The organism is Carnobacterium sp. ISL-102 (assembly GCF_018612935.1).
In the GTDB taxonomy this organism is placed as follows: Bacteria; Bacillota; Bacilli; order Lactobacillales; family Carnobacteriaceae; genus Carnobacterium_B; species Carnobacterium_B alterfunditum.
Window position 1 is genome coordinate 256,872 of sequence record NZ_JAGGRF010000003.1, and the last position, 16,924, is coordinate 273,795.

Annotated in this window: 13 protein-coding genes; 1 reads left to right on the forward strand and 12 read right to left on the reverse strand. The window is 36.1% G+C overall.

Translation table 11 applies throughout. From position 1 onward, the window contains the following. Position 1: 1 nt before the first annotated feature. The 10 genes from J7E16_RS02830 to dnaE form a co-directional block, all read right to left on the reverse strand. On the reverse strand, positions 2–766 hold the full coding sequence (locus tag J7E16_RS02830) for a segregation/condensation protein A (protein ID WP_214888433.1): 765 nt from the start codon (positions 764–766) through the stop codon (positions 2–4). Next, positions 767–1,174 carry a GNAT family N-acetyltransferase gene (locus tag J7E16_RS02835; RefSeq protein WP_214888435.1) on the reverse strand — a complete coding sequence of 136 codons (408 nt, stop codon included), beginning with the start codon at positions 1,172–1,174 and terminating at the stop codon, positions 767–769. A 61-nt stretch (positions 1,175–1,235) separates the two neighbouring features. Further along, the gene (lysA, locus tag J7E16_RS02840) at positions 1,236–2,549 is read right to left on the reverse strand and encodes a diaminopimelate decarboxylase (protein ID WP_214888438.1); all 1,314 of its coding nucleotides are present in this window, start codon (positions 2,547–2,549) and stop codon (positions 1,236–1,238) included. Positions 2,550–2,776: 227 nt separating this feature from the next. Further along, positions 2,777–3,598: a purine-nucleoside phosphorylase gene (locus J7E16_RS02845; RefSeq protein WP_214888441.1), complete on the reverse strand. Its 822-nt coding sequence runs from the start codon at positions 3,596–3,598 to the stop codon at positions 2,777–2,779. 28 nt (positions 3,599–3,626) lie between these two features. Then, on the reverse strand, positions 3,627–4,796 hold the full coding sequence (gene deoB, locus J7E16_RS02850) for a phosphopentomutase (RefSeq protein ID WP_214888444.1): 1,170 nt from the start codon (positions 4,794–4,796) through the stop codon (positions 3,627–3,629). A 92-nt stretch (positions 4,797–4,888) separates the two neighbouring features. Further along, positions 4,889–5,779 (reverse strand): site-specific tyrosine recombinase XerD, encoded by an 891-nt coding sequence (xerD, locus tag J7E16_RS02855; protein WP_214888447.1) that lies wholly within the window; start codon positions 5,777–5,779, stop codon positions 4,889–4,891. A gap of 108 nt (positions 5,780–5,887) precedes the next feature. Next, on the reverse strand, positions 5,888–6,772 hold the full coding sequence (locus J7E16_RS02860) for a CvfB family protein (protein WP_214888451.1): 885 nt from the start codon (positions 6,770–6,772) through the stop codon (positions 5,888–5,890). A gap of 234 nt (positions 6,773–7,006) precedes the next feature. Further along, positions 7,007–8,764 carry a pyruvate kinase gene (pyk, locus tag J7E16_RS02865; RefSeq protein WP_214888454.1) on the reverse strand — a complete coding sequence of 586 codons (1,758 nt, stop codon included), beginning with the start codon at positions 8,762–8,764 and terminating at the stop codon, positions 7,007–7,009. A 56-nt stretch (positions 8,765–8,820) separates the two neighbouring features. After that, the gene (pfkA, locus tag J7E16_RS02870; protein WP_214888457.1) at positions 8,821–9,783 is read right to left on the reverse strand and encodes a 6-phosphofructokinase; all 963 of its coding nucleotides are present in this window, start codon (positions 9,781–9,783) and stop codon (positions 8,821–8,823) included. 212 nt (positions 9,784–9,995) lie between these two features. Beyond that, positions 9,996–13,334, reverse strand: a complete 3,339-nt coding sequence (gene dnaE, locus J7E16_RS02875; protein WP_214888461.1) for a DNA polymerase III subunit alpha — start codon at positions 13,332–13,334, stop codon at positions 9,996–9,998. A gap of 197 nt (positions 13,335–13,531) precedes the next feature. Here dnaE and J7E16_RS02880 point away from each other — a divergent pair, with 197 nt between their 5' ends. Further along, complete coding sequence (locus J7E16_RS02880; RefSeq protein ID WP_034548508.1) at positions 13,532–13,720, forward strand: YjzD family protein; 189 nt, start codon at positions 13,532–13,534, stop codon at positions 13,718–13,720. A gap of 48 nt (positions 13,721–13,768) precedes the next feature. On the opposite strand, the gene clpB is transcribed toward J7E16_RS02880, so the two are convergent. Both clpB and J7E16_RS02890 read right to left on the reverse strand, forming a co-directional pair. Next, on the reverse strand, positions 13,769–16,381 hold the full coding sequence (gene clpB, locus J7E16_RS02885) for an ATP-dependent chaperone ClpB (RefSeq protein ID WP_214888464.1): 2,613 nt from the start codon (positions 16,379–16,381) through the stop codon (positions 13,769–13,771). 189 nt (positions 16,382–16,570) lie between these two features. Next, on the reverse strand, positions 16,571–16,906 hold the full coding sequence (locus J7E16_RS02890; protein ID WP_214888465.1) for a metal-sulfur cluster assembly factor: 336 nt from the start codon (positions 16,904–16,906) through the stop codon (positions 16,571–16,573). Positions 16,907–16,924: the final 18 nt, after the last annotated feature.

Below are 16,924 nucleotides of genomic sequence, written 5' to 3' on the forward strand. Positions count from 1 at the left end.
GCTACTCATCACCTGTTTCTGATGGATAGACGATAATATCTCCGTAGGTTACTTTTTGCTGAATAAATACATTTTTTTCTTTGATCAATTCAAGTAAAGCCATGAAAGTCGTTACCATCTCATTTTTTGTTGGAGTATCAAAAAGACCCGTAAATAAAACACCTTGATTTTTTTTTACACTTCTCAATTTTCCCATAATAAAATCCATCTTTTCATTAATAGATGTTTCTTCTGCTTTGATTTTTGTTTGTAAAGGTACTTTTTTTGCTTTTTTATTAAACATATCTTGAAAAGCAGCAACTAAATCAAACGTACTGATTTGAAGTGGCTCTAGAGGAACATTTTCTTGTAAAAGCTCTAAATTAGCTGGCTCCTTGGAAAAGTATTGACTTCTTTCTTCTTCTCTTACTTTTAATATCGCCGCTGCTGTTTTAAATTTCCGATATTCCAACAATTGTTCTACTAATGCATCTCTAGGATCCTCACCAGATTCATAAAATCCTTCATCCTCTAGATTTAGTTCTATTTCTTGCTTAGGCAGTAGCAGTTTACTTTTAATTGCCATTAAAGTAGCTGCCATAACTAGATAGTCACCTGCAATATCTAACTGCAATACTTTCATAGCTCGAATATAATTTAAATATTGAGCAGTCACTTCAGCAATAGGAATGTCATAAATATCAATTTCTAAATGCTTGATCAATTGCAACAATAAATCTAGTGGTCCTTCAAATGCATCAATTTTTATATTTATGTCGGATGACATTTAACCCTCGCCTTTTTCATCAGCTATTAAATTTTGCTGTGCGTTTTTTTTACTTTTTTCTTGCTCCCATTTGATAATCAAAGATGCTGTTTCCAACGTTCCCATTACTTTTTTTTGTGGGTACCGTTGCTCTAACGCCTCTGAAATTTTATAACTGATTCCTTCATTTCTAAATGAAGGATTGATTGAGATGCGTCTTAACAATATCATATCGTTTCCGATCTCTACGCCTATTACAGCTATGATATCTTCAGTCTCTTCGCTTTTCCATAAATAAAGTTTATGATTTTCTTTACTTTGATACCAATCCATCTCATCTTGCAAACGTGAAAAATCTTTTAAATCAGGATCAAATGAAAGTAAACCCATTGAAATTTTTTCATAATCATTTTTGTAATCGAGTAACATATTATCCTCCTAGTACTATAAGTTTGCAACTGCTTGATGTTAGCCCCTATCTTAATTTACTTTAATAAAGAGAGCATTCTAATCTCATCAAGTCTGCATAACTTTCCCGCTTAATAGCTAAAAAAGCTTGCCCATTTTCAACAAATACTACCGGTGGTCGTGGTATACGATTGTAATTACTAGCCATAGCATACCCATAGGCTCCGGTACTAAAAACGGCCAAAATATCTTTATCATCTGCTTTTGGCAACGGCAGATCCCATATCAACATATCGCCAGACTCGCAACATTTTCCAGCAATAGAATAGGTTTCTTCTACTTTATCCTCCATACGATTAGCTAAGACACCAGTATATTTTGCATCGTATAAGGCAGGCCTAATGTTATCCGTCATTCCCCCATCAATCGCCAAATAATTTCGAACATCTGGGATTACTTTTTGCGAACCGACTTGATACAAAGTAATCCCTGCATCCCCTACTAAACTACGTCCTGGTTCGATCCAAATTTCAGGCATCGGCAGTTGAACATTTGCTGAAACGATTTGAACTTCATCAATCAAATTATTCACATAATCCTCGATTGGCAATGGCTCATCTTCAGCTGTATACCTAATACCAAAACCGCCGCCGACATTTAAAACACGCAAATGAAAGCCAAACAGCTCTTGCCATTTTTTTGACTCCGTCAGTAACTTATCCACAGCTAATCTAAAACCGTCAGTTTCAAAAATTTGTGAACCAATGTGGCAATGCAAACCCATCGTATCGATATATGGCATTTCCAAAGCTGATTGTAAGGCTTGTTGTGCTTGTCCGTTATTTAAATCAAATCCAAATTTAGAATCGGTCTGACCAGTGGTTATATAATCATGGGTATGAGCTTCAACGCCAGGCGTCACCCGTAACAGAATCGATACTTTTTGTTTGCGTTGTATTGTATACTCATTTAATTTTTTTAATTCATGAAAATTATCGACCACAAAGCAGCCAATATCATAATCTAACGCCGCAATAATTTCTGAATCGGATTTATTATTCCCATGAAAATGTATTTTTTTTCTCGGATAATTTGCTTGGATCGCTGTATAAAGTTCTCCTCCAGAAACTACATCCAAAGACAACTCTTCCTTGGCCATCAATTGATAGATGGCTAAACAAGAGAAGGCTTTGCTTGCATAGGCAACTTGAGCAGCAATATTTCTATCTTGAAAAGTCTTTTTGAAAGTTCGAACTTTGTATTTAATTTGAGAAACATCATAGACATATAAGGGTGTTCCATATTTTTCAACTAATGAAACGGTATCTATACCCCCAATTTCTAAATGGTTGGCTTTATTTATTTTCATTGTCCCGGTCAATAATCTTTTGTCCATAAATCGGCTATCCCCATTTCAGGTTCTCTTGTTTTTTGCTTTACTTACTTTAACACAAAAAAATGCTTTTCTCAATATAGGCTTACACCTTAAGTGTGTGCCCGTAAATACCTTGAAAATACGATTTGTATTAACCTAAAAATGAATCATGAGTAAAAGAGAAACTATTTAAAAGTACGGCTAGTAAACCATAGCTTTTTCACAGTTTCTCTTTAATATATGATTGATCATATTTCTGAAAGAATATTTTTTACTAGAGCTTTAAATGTATGTTTAACGCGTTGTGTTGTTTCTACAACTTCCTTATGGTTTAAATTAGCTTGCATCCCCGCTGCTAAATTGGTAATACATGAAATACCGATCACTCTCATACCTGCATGTTTTGCTACAATAACTTCAGGAACGGTAGACATTCCCACGGCATCAGCACCAAATAATCGAACCATTTTTATTTCAGCAGGTGTTTCATACGTCGGACCAGAAAACCCGATATATACGCCCTCTTTTAAATCAATAGCCATATTTTTAGCCACCAAACGAACGATTTTTTGGTAAGCCGGATCATACGCATGACTCATATCTGTAAAACGCGGACCCATTGAATCATCATTAAGACCAATCAATGGATTTGTTCCTGTATAATTGATTTGATCCGTGATCATCATTAATTCACCTGGGGTAAAATCAGTGTTGATGCCGCCAGCTGCATTCGTAACGATCAATGAATGAATACCAAGAGCTTTCATTACGCGAACTGGAAAAGTTACCTCTTCCAAAGAATAGCCTTCATAAAAATGAAAACGACCTTGCATAGCTAGTACTTTTTTACCACCAAGTGTACCATATACTAGTTGTCCAGCATGTCCTTCTACTGTAGAAACTGGGAAATGAGGAATTTTGCTGTAAGAAATAGCAATCGGATTTTCAACCTCTTCTCCTAACTCACCCAGGCCTGATCCTAAAATCAAACCAATTTCTATATCTTGGACCCCATTTTCTATGATGTAACTTTTTGCCTCATCAACTTTTTTTGAAAGTGTTATAGTCATAATTTTCCTCCAGTTGCTTATCCTTTTTTTACTTCAATTCTTCTAAAAAGCTTTTACCGAGACCTGTATCTTGAACACCGAAATTATTTGCAATGGTAGCCCCAATATCTGCAAAATGCCCTTGAGATATTTCGCCCTGCCCTCTCATAGATGGAGAATAAGCGAGTAAAGGAACGTATTCTCTTGTATGATCTGTTCCAGGAGCTGTTGGATCATTTCCATGGTCAGCTGTGATCAATAATAAGTCGTCTTCTTTTAATTTACCGACGATTTCTTCAATACGAGCATCAAATTCATCTAATGCTTGAGCATACCCAACGACATCACGGCGGTGTCCAAACTTAGCATCAAAATCAACTAGATTTAAAAAACTGATACCTTCAAAATCTTTATCCATGACACTTAACAACTTGTCCACGCCATCCATATTGTGTTCCGTACGCACGGACTCCGTAATTCCTGCTCCATTATAAATATCATTGATTTTACCGATTGCAATAACGTCTTTGCCAGCTTCACTTAAGTAATCCAATACCGTTTTACCAAAAGGATCTAATGCATAATCGTGTCGTCCGCTTGTTCTTGTGAAATTACCTGGTTCACCAACATATGGACGCGCAATAATTCTGCCGATCATATAAGGATCGTCTTTCGTTATATCTCTTACAAATTGACAAATACGGTATAATTCCTCTAATGGGATCACATCTTCATGTGCAGCAATTTGTAAAACTGGATCTGCTGAAGTATAGATGATTATATCTCCCGTTTCTAATTGGTGTTTTCCATATTCGTCAATAATGGCTGTTCCGCTCGCAGGTTTATTTCCTACAATTTTGCGACCAGAAAAGTCTTCAATTTGTTTCAACAATTCATCTGGAAATCCGTCGGGAAAGACGCGGAATGGTGTTTGAATGTTCAGCCCCATGATCTCCCAATGCCCAGTCATAGTATCTTTACCAACAGATACTTCTTCAAGTTTTGTATAATAACCTAAATTGTCTACAACACTGCGGACACCTTTTAAAGGTTTGATATTTCCTAACCCTAATTGTTCAAGATGCGGTATCGTCAGCTCTACTTCTTGAGCAATGTGACCAAGTGTGTCGCTCCCTAAATCATTAAATTTATCAGCGTCAGGAGCTTCCCCGATACCAACTGAATCCATAACTATCAAATGCACTCTTTTGTATGACATTCGTTTTCATCCTCCTAAATATAGGTTTCTACATTTTCATTATAATAAAAAGTACACAATAAAGCGAGTAAAACTCTGCATTCTGCCCATTTTCAAGCTCTAGGATGATAGGTTTTGTAAACGCTAGACATTCTTTGTTTCGTAATGTGTGTATAAATTTGAGTTGTGGAGATATCTGAATGGCCTAACAACTCTTGCACCACTCTTAAATCAGCCCCATTTTCTAGCAAGTGTGTGGCGAATGAATGCCGCAAAGTATGGGGTGTCACTTCTTTTTCTATCCCAGCTTTTTTTACTATTATTTTCAAATTTTTCCAAACGCCTTGTCTGGTCAATTTTCGTCCATGATGGTTAAGAAATAAATAAGGCGAACGCTGACCTTCTCTTTCTAATTTTGACCGGCTATACCGCCGATATTTTTCGATCCATTCAATTGCCATATCGCCTAAAGGTATGATTCTTTCTTTATCTCCTTTACCAATTGTTTGGATCAGTCCAAGTGATAAGTGTAAATCATCCAATTTCAAGTCCGTTAGTTCAGAAACACGAAGCCCAGTTGCATAAAGTACTTCAAGCATTGCTCGATCTCTTAAACCTAATGTTTCACCGGTATTTGGCGTTTCGATTAATCGATCGACCTCTTTCATAGATAACACTTTTGGTAATTTTTGAGCCTTCTTTGGTGTATCGATATGCAACATAGGGTCGCCTTTGGATATTTGTTCTTGTTTTAAAAATTGATGAAACCGTCTCAAACAAGAGACCATTCGAATAATAGTCCCAGCAGATTTTTTTTGTTCTTTTAAATTTTGTAAAAAAGACAGCACGACATAGCGATCGATTTGACTCCATTCGGTTATCTTACTCTCTGAAATAAAAGCAAGGTATTGGCTGATATCTCTCTTGTAACTTTCGATTGTATTTTTTGAAAGGCCACGTTCAATGGTAAGAAAACGAAGATACTCCTCAACGTCTTCATTCATATTCTTTCACCTCTGATCAAATCATCATTAGTATGTTCTTTTAAAAAAAGAAGAAGGCAAGAACACTTTGTGAACTGCCTTCTTTCATATAATTGAATGATTAAATTTTTATTCTTCTTCTTCAAGTTTAGTTGAAGATTCAACAAGTTTTGTTTCGCCATCTTCCTGCACGATTAGACGTTGTTTCATTAAATTCCCAATTGCACGCTTAAATTGACCTTTACTGATTCCAAAGCGATCTGCAATATCATCTGGAGAACTTTTATCGGTATATGGAAAACTACCTGTTTTCGTTCGTTCTAATATGGCCATCAGCATTGCTGCATCATCGCCAATAGCTTCATAAGCCCGTGGCATTAAAGAGACGTTTATCACACCATCTGATCTTACCCCAATAACACGTCCAGATACAACTTCGCCTAAACGAGGCTCATCTTTACGTTCTGAAGGATGAACAAAGCCTATTTGATTATCTTCCGTCAAAATGAAAGTCCCAATGACTTTCAAACGATAAGCTGTTCCTTTAATGTTTTGATTGATCAATTCTTCTGTTCCTTTTATTGCTAGCGATTGATACACTTCATCACTAGCTAGTTCTCCCCACATACGATCTTTATCGTCTACTCGAATAGTTATCAGTAAACGGTCACCTTTTTTAGGCCACAAATGTTTAATTGTAGGAAGTTCGTCAAGTGACACAACCAATTCTTTATCAGGCAACCCAATATCAACAAATACGCCTAAATCTTTTCTAGTATCTATAACGGTTCCCCACGCGAAATAACCTACTTGTACTTTAGGTATTTCTTGTGTCAACATATAGTCTTTATCCATAGAAATATAGGCAAAGCCTTCAACAGTATCACCTAATTTATAATCCATTCCTTCAGTTTTAGTTAGTTTATACGTTACACCATCTTTTTGTACAAAAAATGAGGTGTCATTTACGTCTGTAACAAGTCCAGTAATAATTTTTCCTAGTGATTGATTCATATTTTTTTCCTCCATAAGTTTAGAAATAGCCATCTTTTTTTGATTTATCGATCCATTCTCTCCATTTTATACGAAAAAGCAAAGAATAAAAAGAAAGTAGAAAAGAATCCACTATAAGTTTACCATAATTTTTTATGTAAACTAGAACTTTCAATTAATCAAAAAAAAAAAACTCTCTATCAGATCCAAAATCAATCCTCAAGAGAGTTTTGTTCATTAAAATTTTAGGTTCTATTAGATAGCTGTTGTTGCTCCACGGTAGACGATTCCACGACGTGAGTCGACAGTGATCAATTCATCATTTTTAATAAGAGTTGTAGCATTTTCAACATTCACAATAACAGGAATGTTCATTGCAATCGCAATGACAGCTGCATGACTAGTCAAGCCGCCTTGTTCTACTACTAAAGCTGATGATTTTTCAATTGCTGGCAAGTAGTCTTTATCCGTTGTTTTCACAACTAAAATTCCACCTTCAACAGCATTTTTATTTGCTTCTTCAGCACTTGTTGCAACAATTGCTTTACCAATAACAGCATCTGTCCCAACGCCTTGTCCGCTAACTAATTTAGTTCCAATCAATTGGATCTTCATTAGGTTAGTTGTGCCACGTTCGCCAACTGGTACTCCAGCAGTAATGATAATTAGATCTCCTGCAGTTGCAAATCCAGTTTCTTGAGCGATTTTAGTTGCTAAATGGAACATATCATCTGTTGAAGCTGGTTTTTCAGAAACAACTGGGTAAGCTCCCCAAGTTAATGCAAGACCACGCATTTGACGTTCTGTAAACGTAACAGCAACGATATTAGCTTTTGGACGGTATTTTGCGATCATACGTGCAGTATGTCCAGACTCAGTAGCTGCAACAATCGTTTGGATATTTAAATTACGTGCAGTGTGTCCTACTGATTGACCAATTGCTTCAGTCATATCTGTTTGGCTGTATGCTTTTAATGCAAAAGCATCTTGATTTACTAATGCTTCTTCAGTACGTATAGCAATACGAGTCATAGTTTGTACAGCTTCAATAGGGTAATCTCCAGCAGCTGTTTCTCCAGAAAGCATGATAGCATCTGTTCCGTCGAAAATAGCGTTTGCTACGTCACTTGCTTCGGCACGTGTTGGACGTGGGTTTTGTTGCATTGAGTCTAACATTTGTGTAGCAGTAATAACTGGTTTACCAGCTTGATTACATTTTTGGATAAGTGCTTTTTGAACGATAGGAACTTCTTCTGTAGGAATTTCAACTCCTAAATCTCCACGTGCAACCATTATTCCATTTGAAACTTTCAAGATTTCGTCGATGTTATCTACGCCTTCTTGGTTTTCAATTTTAGGAATGATTTGAACATGTGTCATGTTTTCTTCTTCAAGAATTTGAGTGATTTCTAATACATCAGATGCGCGACGTACAAAACTTGCTGCAATATAATCAATATCATTTTTTAGACCAAAACGAATATCGGCAGCATCTTTATCAGTAATTCCTGGTAAATTCACAGATACGCCTGGTACGTTAACACCTTTTTTATTTTTTAGTGTTCCTGGGTTTTGAACTAAAACAACAATTTCATTGTTTGTATGGTCTAATTCTGTTATTTCAAGATCTATTAAACCATCATCTAGTAAGATGTGAGTACCTACTTCTATATCATTGATCAATTCAGGATAAGTGATTGAGAATTTTTCTCTTGTTCCTTCAACTTCTGTCATTGAGATACGAACAACGTCTCCTGTTTCAAATTCAACAAGACCATCTTTCATGTTGTGTGTACGCATTTCAGGACCTTTTGTATCTAATAGAATAGCTACCATTTTGCCAGTACGTTTTGAAGCTTCACGAATATTTATGATGCGTGCACCATGCTCTTCGAAGTCCCCATGTGAAAAGTTTAAGCGGGCTACGTTCATACCTGCATCTATCATTTGAACCAATTGTTCAACTTTTTCACTTGCTGGACCAATCGTACATACAATCTTTGTTTTTTTCATTCTATTATCGCTCCTAACAGCATTTTTTATTACAATTTTTAAAGTTTGTAATCAATTTAATAAGATATTTCTTGATTTAATTTGTATAAACTGACATCTGGCATGTGTTTTTTTGTATTTAAAGTTTCAATAATATCATTTTCAACAATTTTATTGTCCACGATACCTACACATAGGCCACCTCTGCCAACTTTTAATAGATCTACAGCTCTAGCACCAAAAACACTTGATAGAACTCGGTCGCGAGCTGTTGGAGAACCGCCACGTTGAACATGTCCTAAAACAGTAACACGGGCTTGATAATCTCCAAATTTTGATAATTCTTCTGCAAATTCGTTCCCATTCATTACGCCTTCAGCTAGGATAATGATGCTGTGTTTTTTACCACGTTCACGGCCTTTTTGAATCGTATTAGCAATTTCTTCCATATTAAAGTCTATGTCAGGAATGACAATTTGTTCTGCTCCTCCTGCTACACCAGTCCATAATGCGATATCTCCTGCATTACGTCCCATAACTTCAATAATGAAAGTACGCACATGGCTTGTTGCCGTATCACGTATCTTATCAACAGAATCTAATACTGTATTAATAGCAGTATCAAATCCGATACAGAAATCAGTACCTGGTATATCATTATCGATCGTACCTGGCAAAGCGACTGTTGGATAGCCATGTCTGGTCAACGCTGCAGCACCCATGTAAGAACCATCTCCGCCAATAACGACTAAACCTTCGATCCCAAATTTTTTCAATTGTTCAATACCTTTTAATTGACCTTCTTCAGTAGCGAATTCAGGATAACGAGCAGAATAAAGAAAAGTTCCACCTCTTGAAATCTTATCGCCTACATCTTTACGAGTTAATTTGCGTATATCCCCAGCTACCAAACCAGCATAGCCATAGTTGATACCATATACTTCCATACCTTCATAAAGACCTTTACGTACAACAGCTCGAATAGCTGCATTCATTCCTGGAGCATCTCCACCACTTGTTAAAACAGCAATGCGTTTCATATTGACTTCACCTCATAAAATAGATTAAAGTAAACAGCTTTTCTAAACAATTCATAACTAGCATTATCTAAAAAATCTTTTACTCATTACACTTAATAATTTAGCACACATATTCTTTTTTTAACCTGCTAACATAAGCTCACCTGTTATTCTACCACTTTTATAACTTTTTGTCCTTTTAAAAATCGGATTTCGCGAAAAAATAATTATATTTAATTGTTTTTGATCACAACATTTTCTTTTCCAAGAAGTTTTTTTAATTGTTCAAGAAGTTCAGTAGTGTCCTCGATCCAATTTTCTTCCGCTAAAACAATTTTCTTATTCGTTTGCATATAGTATAAAACAACTGGAATATTCCCTTTTGATTTTATCATCAGCTTTTTCATCTGCCCTAAAGTTTCATTATTATTTTGTTCTGCCTGTATCCGGATAAAACATTTCTTAGTTGTATGGTTGTCAGCAATCTTAGCAGCGTCATCCATTTGATTGACAATCATTTGAGGCGGTCCTTCCTGCTTCGTCTCCACTTTTCCCGATACATATACAATCGTTCCATTTGTAAGCAGATCAATAAACTGACGATATTTTATTGGAAAAAGGGTGAGTGAGCAATCTCCAGAAGTATCGCTGATGGTCACAAAGGCCATCGATTCGCCTTTTTTTGTTCGGATTTTGTGAACATTTTTTATCATTCCTATTACTCTGCTTGTTTTCCCAACTGTCAGTTCACTCATGTAGTCAACTTGTTTCCATTGTCGGAGTTGATCGTACTTTTCTGTTGGATGACCGGATAAATAGGTGCCTAAATATTGCTCTTCTGTTTCCAACTTTTCTTCTATTGTCAGATCCGGAGCAAATTCATATTTAGGTTTTAATAATTCAAACAAATCACTATTATTCCCACTCATTTTTATGCTTTGAACGATTCCTTCAACTGAAGCTAAGAGCGTTCCTCGCGAATACTCAAATCGATCAAATGCTCCAGCATAAATCAACGGTTTGATATACTCAAGCTTCAACCATTTTTTATCTACTCTTTTAAGAAAATCGATCAAATCTAAATAATTTCCATCGTTCTTTCGCTTTTGGATCATTTCGACGATCATATCTCTTCTTAATCCTTTAATTGAATTGAATCCAAACAAAATATTGTTCCCAGTTAGTGTAAAGCCGCTGAAGCTATCATTGATATCAGGTGAAAGAACTTTGATGGTTCTTTTTTTTGCTTCAATGATGTATTCCTTCATTTTAGTCGAATTATTTAAAGCAGAATTCAATAACGCTACAAAAAAAGCATTAGGGTAATGAGCTTTTAAATAGGCCATCTGGTAGGCAATAAAAGAGTACGCAACCGCATGGGAACGGTTGAAACCATAATTTGCAAATCGTTCGATGTAATCATAGACCTGCTTTACCACCTCTTCAGTATAGCCAAGTTTGTCGGCACCGGAGATAAAATGGTTTCTTTCTTTATCAATAATTACTTTTTGTTTTTTCCCGATTGCTCTTCTTAAAATATCCGCTTGACCTAATGTGTATCCGCCCATCTTTGCAGCCACTTGCATGACTTGTTCCTGGTACACCATTACACCATATGTGACAGCTAAAATAGCTGATAGGCTTTCATGAGGGTATTCAATTGGGAGAACACCTTTTTTTCTTTTGATAAACGTGTCGATCTGTTCCATGGGACCAGGACGATACAGCGCATTTACAGCTGCAATATCCTCAATCGAGGATGGTTCTAATCTGCGAAGGACATTTTTGATCCCTGCAGATTCAAATTGAAATATTCCTACCATATCTGCTTGACGAAATAATCGAAGCGTTTCTTGATCCTGCATTGAGATTTTCAACAAATCGATGCGTTCCCCGGTTTCTATTTGAATAAGTTTCAGTGCATTATCTATGATAGTTAAATTTTTCAACCCTAAAAAATCCATTTTCAACAAACCAATTTCTTCCACATTTCCCATCGGATACTGTGTTAACAGGAGCTCTCCTCCACCTTGCTGCAAAGGGACGTAACGCGTTAAAGGTTTATCGCTGATGACGATACCTGCTGCATGCGTTGATATGTGTCGCGGCAATCCTTCAATTTTTTTAGCCGTCTCAAATAGAAGCGTATTTTTATCATTTTCTCCAACTATCTTTTTGAGAGATGAAGAAAGTTGATAGGCTTTTTCTAACGTTATACCAAGTACCTTTGGAATAGCTTTAGACCAGATACTCGCTTCTGTAGGGCTCAGGCCAAATACTCGCGCTACATCTTTTAAAGCCATTTTAGCAGCTAAGGTTCCAAAGGTAGCTATTTGAGCAACATGATTTACACCATACTTATTTTTTACGTATTGTAAAATTTCTTCTCGCCGATTATCTGGAAAATCCAAATCAATATCAGGCATTGTATAACGTTCTTCATTTAAAAATCGTTCAAATAACAGATCATACTCAATTGGATCAACATCAGTAATTTCAAGTAAGTAAGCAACTAGCGAACCGGCCGCTGAACCTCTACCTGCCCCCGTCACAATTTTCACTTTATGAGCGTAAGCCATTACGTCCCACACAATTAAAAAATAATCTTCAAATCCCATTTTTTCAATAACTGTCAACTCATGATCTAAACGTTTAGTGTATCGTTCATCTGATTTGGGTACTCTTAAATGCAATCCTTTCAAACATTGTTCTTTTAAGAATTCAGTTGTCTTTCTCTCTTTTGCTAAAGGGAATTTCGGCAGCAATTGCTGGTTCAATGCTATTTCTACATCGATCATGGCAGCTATTTCATTGGTTCGCTGAGCTGCTTTTTCCAAGCCGTTATCTTTGAATATTTTTTCTATTTGACTGCTTTCAGGCAAATAATATTCGCCTGAAAGAGCCGCATTTTCAATCGAGAGAACTTCACCTTTGTTGATTGCTCTTAAAACATTCGTGCTAAAGTCATCCGTTGCATCAATGTATCGAATATCTTGCAACGCAACAGTAGCGATTCCTGTTTCAGCTGCTAATGCATTCAACTCATCTTTGATCGCTTTTAGTTTTGGTTGGAGTTGGACCCCTAAATAAAATTGGTTCGCTGGAAATATATTTTGCCATTCTTTTACAACTATTGCTGCGGAATTCCTTTCATTTTGGAGCAATAATTTTTCAACTTCTCCTTCTTCTCCAGGTGTCAGCGCAATTAAATTTTGACTATGTGGCTTGATACGTTCGATCGTTAAGCGCTCATTTTCAGGTAATAACATTTTTTCACTTGAAAGAGTCATCAAACTTTCATATCCCTCAACATTTTTTGCTAACAATATAATCGAATGGTGCTCTTCTTTTTTTATAATACCGCCAACATCCAACGTTAAGCCTAAAATAGGCTTGATTTGATGTTTTTTACACATTTTATAAAAATCAACCATCCCATATAAGATATTGTGATCGGTCAAGGCTATTGCTTGATAACCTCTTTCTTTAGCATTGATCACTAATTTTTCAATTGTAATGGTACTTTGTAATAGGCTATAAGAACTAATAACTTGCAATTGTACAAATGACATTTTTGTCACTCCATTCTAACTTGCTATTTACCATTATACCCTTCTAAGATTCGGATACGCAAACCTTCTAAACGAACTTTCTATTCTTACTTGATCATCCCAAAGCGGAATGTTATCAAAAAAAATCTATTGACTTCTACTTTACAAACTTCTTGAAAGTGATAGAATGAACTTGTAAAAGAAGAGGGGTCAAATTTATGAAATATTTAGTAACTTTATTTTGGGGATTCTTTATAGGACAAGCGGTAAATTACATTGGAAGTTCATTATCCGGTAGTTCATATGATTTTGTACTTGCTTCAGGTATGGGATTATTTATCGGGGTCATGGTTATTTTGATTGCCAAAACTCTTCCTGATCAAAGACATGAGCATGCCACTAAATAAACTTAAATAAACAAAAAAAAGACATTCTGGTGAATGTCTTTTTTTTGTTTATTTATCTAGAATTACCGTTTCATAAGATAATTGATCTGCTTCTAAAGTAATCGTTACTTTAGATTTTGGTGGAATCTTCCCAGAAATAATACCTTTAGCTAAGGGCGTTTCTACCTGTTTAGTAATGAATCTCTTTAATGGTCTTGCTCCATACATAGGATCATAAGCTTTTTCTGCTATCCATACTTGTGCTTCTTCTGAAATAGACAGCTCAATATCTTGTTCTGCCAATCGTAAAGCCAAATCGCGTGTCAATTTAAGAATAATTTTCTTCACAACATCTATACCTAAAGGTGCGAATAAAATCGTATCATCGATTCGATTTAAAAATTCTGGTTTAAAGGATGTTTTTAACAATGACATCACGTGTTCTTTCGTCGCTTCTTTTATTTGTCCTTGTGCATCTGTGCCTTCTAGCAATAAAACAGAACCAATATTGCTTGTCATGATTAAAACAGTGTTTTTAAAATCAACCATTCTGCCTTTTGAGTCTGTTAGGCGTCCATCATCTAATACTTGTAACAAAATATTAAACACATCAGGATGAGCTTTTTCTATCTCATCTAACAAAACAATCGTATACGGACTTCTTCTCACCGCTTCAGTTAGTTGCCCACCTTCATCATAACCGATATAACCAGGAGGAGCTCCTATCAATCTTGAAACAGTGTGTTTTTCCATATATTCACTCATATCGATCCGCACCATATGATCTTGCGAATCAAATAAGTTTTCAGCTAATGCTTTAGCTAATTCCGTTTTCCCTACACCAGTAGGCCCTAAGAATAGAAATGAACCTAGCGGACGATTTGGATCTTGAATACCTGCTCGAGCCCTTATAACTGCATCTGACACACTTTGTACTGCTTCTTCTTGACCAATGACCCGTTCACTTAATGATGTATTTAAATGCATCAATTTTTCGCGTTCTCCTTTGATCAACTTACTGACGGGAATGCCTGTCATCCGGCCGATAACGACTGCGATTTCTTCTTCAGTAACCGATTCTTGTACCAGTCTGACTTGATCGTCTTGCGCTGCTAACTGTTGCTCTTCAAGCATTTTCAATTCCTTCTCCAAAGCTGGGATCTGCCCATGTCTTAGAACAGCGGCACGTTCTAAATCATAATTACCCTCGGCCTCTTCTAATTCATGGCGTGCTTTTTCGATTTCAGCACGTTTATCACGTAATTTAGCTACTTCTTCTTTTTCAGTCTCCCACTTCATTTTCAGGTGATTAGCATCTTCACGTAAATTAGATAATTCCTCTTGGATGATTGCTAATCTTCGCATACTAGCATCATCTTTTTCTTTTTTCAATGCAGCTTCTTCTATTTCTAATTGCATCAATCGGCGAGAAACTTGGTCTAATTCAGTAGGTCTTGAATTCATTTCAACCCGAATAGTCGCACACGCTTCGTCTATTAAATCGATTGCTTTATCCGGTAGGAATCGATCCGTAATATAACGATTGGATAATGTTGCGGCAGCAACTAGGGCATTATCATGGATATTTACACTGTGATGGATCTCAAATCGTTCTTTTAATCCTCTTAAAATACTGATAGTCTCTTCCACTGTCGGTTCATTAACAAGTACTTTTTGGAATCGTCTTTCAAGAGCTTTATCAGTTTCCATGTATTTTCGATATTCATCTAGTGTTGTCGCACCAATACAATGCAGTTCGCCTCGGGCTAACATCGGTTTCAATAGATTCCCTGCGTCCATGCTGCCTTCCGTTTTCCCAGCTCCAACGATCGTATGGATCTCATCAATGAATAAAATGATCTGTCCTTCGCTTTTTTTCACTTCTTTTAATACCGCTTTCAAACGTTCTTCAAACTCTCCTCGATATTTTGCCCCTGCAATCAACGATCCCATATCTAATGAAAAAATAGTTTTTCCTTTTAAATTTTCTGGGACATCTTTTCGGACGATCCGCTGGGCTAATCCTTCCACTATAGCTGTCTTACCTACTCCTGGTTCTCCAATCAATACCGGATTATTTTTTGTTTTACGAGATAAAATACGAATCATATCACGAATTTCATCATCTCTTCCGATAACCGGATCCTGGTCTCCACTTTTTACAGCTTTGACTAAATCCGTTCCATATTTTTCGAGTGCCTGATAAGTTTCTTCTTGATTTTGTGAGGTCACACGATCTCCTCCTCTTATTTTTTTAATTTCATTTTCTAATTTTTTTTCAGTTAAACCATTTTTAGTTAAATAATTAGTCAAACTATGGTTCTTTAATTGCATTAGCGCTAGTAGAACGATTTCAGTTGAAAGAAAATCATCTTGAAAATCAGTTCTGATTTTATCGGCTTCCGTTAATAGACGGTATAAGTTTTGACTCATACCCTGTCCATATTGAACATTTAATCCTTCAACAGTAGGGTATTTATCCAATTCTTGATCTACAAAAAACTCGAATTTTTCTGTATCGATTTCTAAAGATTGGTAAAGCCCACGCGCAAAATGATCTGGCGTTAAAAAGATCTTCCATAAATGAAGAAGATCGATTTCCTGATGTTTTCTTGTTACGGCGATGCTTTGTGCTTCTCCAAGGGTTTGCTGCATTGTAGTAGTCATTTTTTCGATATCCATTGAAACTCCTCCTTGATTTACCTAATTTCAGTATACTAATTTGGTCAATAAAGGTAAAACGAAATGCCTGAGTTCTCACCTATTTTGTTGATTCATTATAATAAATTTTCACTCCCAAAACGAAGTTCTGATTTTAGTGCGGATACTAAAAAAGTTTACTCTAACTTTTTTAGTAGAGTAAACTTTTCTTTATCTTACACCTAATGCAATTCTTGCATAACGGCTCATTTTACTTGTATCCCAAGCTGGATACCAGACTAATTTTACTTCAGTTGAAGAAATTTCAGGGATCGTTTGCATTGCTTTCATAATGTCATCGGTAATAGTATCCACTAAGGGACAGCCCATCGTAGTTAGCGTTAGTTTTATTACGCAGTGTTTTTCTTCAGCAATTTCGACACCGTAAATTAAACCCAAGTTCACAATATCAATGTTCAATTCAGGATCAATGACCTGCTCTAAAGCAGAAAGTATTTCCTCTTTGATTTCATTTATTTTTTCTTCATTCCAGTTAGTCTGTTCCATGAGTTAGACACCTTCTTT

Coding starts and splice junctions, on each gene's coding strand:
- J7E16_RS02830 (WP_214888433.1), bottom strand. CDS start 766: ATGTCATCCGACATAAATATAAAAATTGATGCATTTGAAGGACCACTA.
- J7E16_RS02835 (WP_214888435.1), bottom strand. CDS start 1,174: ATGTTACTCGATTACAAAAATGATTATGAAAAAATTTCAATGGGTTTA.
- lysA (WP_214888438.1), bottom strand. CDS start 2,549: ATGGACAAAAGATTATTGACCGGGACAATGAAAATAAATAAAGCCAAC.
- J7E16_RS02845 (WP_214888441.1), bottom strand. CDS start 3,598: ATGACTATAACACTTTCAAAAAAAGTTGATGAGGCAAAAAGTTACATC.
- deoB (WP_214888444.1), bottom strand. CDS start 4,796: ATGTCATACAAAAGAGTGCATTTGATAGTTATGGATTCAGTTGGTATC.
- xerD (WP_214888447.1), bottom strand. CDS start 5,779: ATGAATGAAGACGTTGAGGAGTATCTTCGTTTTCTTACCATTGAACGT.
- J7E16_RS02860 (WP_214888451.1), bottom strand. CDS start 6,772: ATGAATCAATCACTAGGAAAAATTATTACTGGACTTGTTACAGACGTA.
- pyk (WP_214888454.1), bottom strand. CDS start 8,764: ATGAAAAAAACAAAGATTGTATGTACGATTGGTCCAGCAAGTGAAAAA.
- pfkA (WP_214888457.1), bottom strand. CDS start 9,783: ATGAAACGCATTGCTGTTTTAACAAGTGGTGGAGATGCTCCAGGAATG.
- dnaE (WP_214888461.1), bottom strand. CDS start 13,334: ATGTCATTTGTACAATTGCAAGTTATTAGTTCTTATAGCCTATTACAA.
- J7E16_RS02880 (WP_034548508.1), top strand. CDS start 13,532: ATGAAATATTTAGTAACTTTATTTTGGGGATTCTTTATAGGACAAGCG.
- clpB (WP_214888464.1), bottom strand. CDS start 16,381: ATGGATATCGAAAAAATGACTACTACAATGCAGCAAACCCTTGGAGAA.
- J7E16_RS02890 (WP_214888465.1), bottom strand. CDS start 16,906: ATGGAACAGACTAACTGGAATGAAGAAAAAATAAATGAAATCAAAGAG.